This is a genomic window from Chamaesiphon sp. OTE_20_metabat_361 (genome assembly GCF_031364565.1).
In genome coordinates this window covers 1-4610 of sequence record NZ_JANLWO010000680.1, presented here as the reverse complement: position 1 = coordinate 4610, position 4610 = coordinate 1, and the positions used below count along the sequence as shown (strand labels likewise).

The following is a 4610-nucleotide window of genomic DNA, read 5'->3' as shown; positions in this document are numbered from 1 at the left end:
TTGGGTTTTGGTATTGGGGTTTGGGGTTTTGGTTAGGGGTTAGGGGTTACGGGTAACGCGTAACGGGTAATGGGTTAGGGGTTACGGGGTAAGGGGTAACTACTTCGCCGAAGCTCCACCAGCGTCGTATTTTCCAATGTTAATACCTGCGCTTTTTCAGTGGAAATGCTAAGTAAAAGGGATCGAGGGGATGTGTAACTAGGAGGCTAAAAAACTGGCTCTTTTACCTCTTACCTTTTACCTCTTACCCTATCCCTTACCTAAAGCTTGCCGAGAAGCGAGTCGTGCTTTACCAGAATTCGCCCAGTCTTGGAGGAATTGAATTTGGACTTGGGCGGTGACTGCGAGGGGGATCATTTGGGTGGCTGACTATAGAATATCATCAGTGGTGAAATCGCGATTTTGACTAAAGCCGATGTGCATGGCTTCGACGAGAGTTTGTTCGATTTCGGCACCTGAAAAATCATTAGTTTCATACGCCAATCGATCGAGATCGTACTGAGCGAGGTTATGGGGACGCAGTTTTGTTAGATGGACGTTAAAAATGGCGCGACGTTCGGCTCTAGTGGGTAAGCCCACAAAGAAAATCTCATCAAACCTTCCCTTGCGGAGCATTTCCGCCGGGAGGGAATCGATATTATTTGCCGTGGCGACGACAAACACGGGGGAGGTTTTCTCAGTCAGCCAAGTGATGAACGTCCCAAATACACGACTGGATGTACCCGCATCGCCTTTACCATCGATACCTGCAAAAGCTTTGTCGATTTCATCGATCCACAGCACGCAGGGCGAGAGTGCTTCGGCGAGCTGAATCATCTGTCTAGTCCGAGATTCGGATTCACCCACCAATCCGCCAAATAAGCGTCCGACATCCAACCGCAACAGCGGCAAATACCAGTGATGCGAGATCGCTTTAGCAGTGAGTGATTTACCAGTGCCCTGAATTCCGACCAGGAGCAGCCCTCGCGGGTACGGGAGACCGTATTGACGGGCGCGATCGGAAAAGGAACCGCCACGGCGCAGCAACCAGTCTTTGAGGTTATCTAAGCCACCGATGTCGGTAATCTGTTCCTTGGCGGGGTAGAAATCGAGAATTTGGGTTTGGCGGATGGTTTGGCGTTTTTCGGTCAGTACCAGTTCGACATCATCGGGGCGAATCTCGCCGTGGGTAGCGATCGCGCGTGCTAAAACGCGGCGAATCCGATCTAGTGATAAGCCTTGACAGGCACGAACCAGATCGTCCAACTGCTGATTTGTCAAGTTATTGCCAGTCGCTTTAGTCAATCGCTCGATCTCGACTTTGATTTCTGTAGCGGTGGGGAGGGGAAATTCTAACAGGACGATCGCTTCGCTCAGGTCGCTGGGGATGGTAATCTGGGGCGAGAGAATGACGATATTTTTCGGTTCGGATTTGAGTTTGCGGGCGAGATTGCGGAGCTTTCGGGCGATCGAGACATCTTCGAGAAAGCGGTGATAGTCGCGGAGAATAAAAATGCCTGAGATATCGGGACTGAGTTTATCGACAAATTCGAGAGCTTGCAATGGGTTGCGTTTACCATAGCCCAAATCGTTGGGATTGCCCTGATAACCATCGACAAAATCCCAGATATACACCGGACGATTGCCTTGCTGCTGGGCAACTTTGGCGATCGATCCCTCTACCCGTTCTTCTTCGGTGGTGGGGATGTATATCAGCGGCGATCGCGCCCGCAGAAGTAATTCAAATTCGGTACTAAAGGTCATAATATGGTCGCCAAGCGCTTCGGCTCGGGATTTCCCAGATTGCAGCTCGATATCTTTTCCTAGCTTAATACAATCTACACTCAACAAGCTGGACATCCAGCCACTATTCCCACATCGATCGAACTGGATAGAGCGAAAATACTCGATCGGCACTGATAAGTAAGATGTCTTCTGTTATTGCTTGAGCAATTAGCAGACGGTCAAACGGATCGCGATGATGGAGTGGCAGAGCGGAGACTAGCTTGAGATGTTCTAGTTTAATATCTAATATTTGAAGACCATTGGGAATTATTTGTCGATCGATAAAATCATCGAAAGGTATCTCAAGATTTAACTTGCCAATTCCGTATTTTATCGCTATCTCCCAAATGCTAACAGTGCTGACAAGATTCTCATTATCTTCGATCTGCGCTCTCAATTTTGCCGTAATGCGGGGATTTCCCATCACAAACCACAAAAAAGTATGCGTATCGAGTAATTGCCTCACTCCATATACTCCTGCATTTCTGCCAACGGCTCATCGAAATCCTCAGACATCCAAACTAGCCCCTTAGCACTTCCAAATTTTGGACGAGGTTTCACCGATTCTATCGGTGTAAATTTAATTGCAGGTCGATCGCCGTTAAGCACAATTACTTCTTCACCACTGATGGCAGCTTGGATTAACTCGTCCAGGTTAGCTGCGGCTTCTGTTACAGATACTTGCATAGTTTTAGTGTGACTACACCTTAATTGTAGAAGGTTAGCAGGTCAGCGCGATCGCCAACTCGGGCATATTTCTCTGTGAGCATAGACAATACCTTGCCGTTAATGAGTCGTAAAGCAAAGCGAAGATTTCCGGTGCGGTTATCGATCGGCAGGGTAAAATATTGTTATCCTGTGGCAACATGACTATTCATAATATCTGGATGGGTCATCAGGCGATCGCGATCGTCAATGCCCACTCAGCGCAGTTTCAATCAGTCTCGATCGACAGATCGAAGTAACGTGCAAATCACTTTTCTCGGCACATCTTCAGGTGTCCCCACCAGGACACGCAATGTTTCTAGTATCGCCCTCAATCTCCCGCAACGGGCCGAGGTGTGGTTATTTGATTGCGGTGAAGCGACTCAGCATCAATTATTGCGCTGCGATGTCAAAATCAGCCAGATTCGGCGGATTTTTGTGACGCACCTGCATGGCGATCATATTTTCGGATTGATGGGCTTGCTGGCGACCTACGGCATGGCAGGTAGTCCCGATCGAATTGACATTTATGGCCCTAAAGGTTTAGATGAGTATCTGCGCGCGTGTCAGAAATACTCTTATACTCATCTTAATTATCCGCTGAAAGTTCACACGATCGAGCCAGGGATCGTCTACAAAGAAGCTGATTTTACAGTCACTTGTATTCCGCTCAAACACAAGGTTCCGGCTTACGGTTATCGTGTCAGTGAAACCGATAAACCCGGCAGATTTAATCTCGAAAAGGCGAAAGCATTAGGCATTCCCTCGGGGCCAATTTATGGGAAGTTAAAAAATGGTGAGGTGGTAACTTTACCAGATGGCAGAATTATTAATGGTCGAGATTTGTGTGGTGAAACTGAGATCGGACGCAAGTTTGTCTACTGTACCGATACGGTGTTCTGTGAGAATTCGATCGAGCTGGCGGCGGATGCTGATGTCTTGATTCACGAATCGACATTTGCCCATCAAGATGCCGATATGGCCTTTGACAGGCTGCATTCGACCTCGACAATGGCGGCACAAGTGGCTCTAGGTGCTGGAGCTAAAGAATTAATTCTGACTCATTTTAGCCCCCGTTACTCACCAGGTAGCCCGATCGGTTTGGACGATTTGTTACAAGCTGCACGGGCGATTTTTCCGAATACGCGGATGGCTTACGATCTGATGACTCATGAGATCGCGCGACGGATCGATTAGCTTAAGAAACCCAACATCCCTAGAGAGTTGGGTTTCGCGGGCTTAAACCCAACCTACGCAAGTTATTTAATCCTTATTCCTAACTAGACATCCAAACGACGCTCGATCGCGGTTGCCCAAGTTTCGGTAATCGCGGCGATGTCGAGATCGATTAAGTTAGTTTCGGCAGTTAGTTGAAACCGATCGTCAGCAGTACCGACAACGCCTAAATATTGCCAAGCGTCAGTCACATTGGTGTTTAAATAAGCCTCGAATTCAGCTTGGTAAGTAGGATCGATCGAGACGATAATTCTCGCCCCACCTTCACCAAATAACACCGTATCCCAACGACTCTCGACTGTCCCAATCTCGATCGTCGCACCCTTGTTTCCAGAGATACAACATTCTGCCAGCGCGACGGTTAAACCACCTTCGGCGGAGTCATGAGCCGATTTAATCCAGCCTTGCTGAATCCCGTGGCGACAGGCGGCTTGAACTTGGAGTTCGAGGTCGAAATTCACGGTTGGGGGTTGTCCGGCGACGGTTTGATGCAGGGTGGCGAGATATTCAGAAGCGCCTAAAGTCACCTGTAGGGGTGCCCCGTCTTGTCGTTTTTCTATTCGGGGGGAACCCCCGAATAAAAACGCCGCTTGTGGGTACCCTAGGGTTGTCGGTACACCCATTAGGTAGATGAGATCGCCGGAATTTTGCCAGCCTTGACCGCAGATTTTGGTAATATCCTCTACGATGCCGACCATTCCAACGACGGGGGTGGGATAAATCGGGACGGGATTGCCTGCGGGATCGAAGGTTTCATTATAGAGGGAGACATTACCACCTGTGACGGGGGTATTAAATTTGGTGCAGGCTTCGGCTAAACCCATGCAGGCGTTTGCGAGTTGCCAATACCCGATCGGTTTTTCGGGGCTGCCAAAGTTGAGATTGTCGGTGACGGCGACGGGTTC

At 48.9% G+C, this 4610-nt stretch carries 4 protein-coding genes and 1 pseudogene; 1 reads left to right on the top strand and 4 read right to left on the bottom strand.

Annotated elements, in window-relative coordinates; all coding sequences use genetic code 11:
- Positions 1–249: 249 nt before the first annotated feature.
- The 3 genes and pseudogenes from RMO35_RS19370 to RMO35_RS19360 form a co-directional block, all read right to left on the bottom strand.
- Positions 250–1743, bottom strand: a pseudogene (locus RMO35_RS19370) (AAA family ATPase).
- Between the two features lie 103 nt (positions 1744–1846).
- The gene (locus tag RMO35_RS19365; RefSeq protein WP_309743291.1) at positions 1847–2230 is read right to left on the bottom strand and encodes a type II toxin-antitoxin system VapC family toxin; all 384 of its coding nucleotides are present in this window, start codon (positions 2228–2230) and stop codon (positions 1847–1849) included.
- The gene (locus RMO35_RS19360; RefSeq protein WP_309743289.1) at positions 2227–2451 is read right to left on the bottom strand and encodes a DUF2281 domain-containing protein; all 225 of its coding nucleotides are present in this window, start codon (positions 2449–2451) and stop codon (positions 2227–2229) included. The genes RMO35_RS19365 and RMO35_RS19360 overlap by 4 nt, the downstream gene beginning before the upstream one ends.
- 279 nt (positions 2452–2730) lie before the next feature.
- Between RMO35_RS19360 and RMO35_RS19355 the strand changes: the two genes are divergently transcribed.
- Positions 2731–3666 (top strand): ribonuclease Z, encoded by a 936-nt coding sequence (locus RMO35_RS19355; protein WP_309743287.1) that lies wholly within the window; start codon positions 2731–2733, stop codon positions 3664–3666.
- 83 nt (positions 3667–3749) lie between these two features.
- On the opposite strand, the gene RMO35_RS19350 is transcribed toward RMO35_RS19355, so the two are convergent.
- The coding region (locus RMO35_RS19350) for an AIR synthase-related protein (protein WP_309743284.1) at positions 3750–4610 on the bottom strand (861 nt) is incomplete at its 5' end.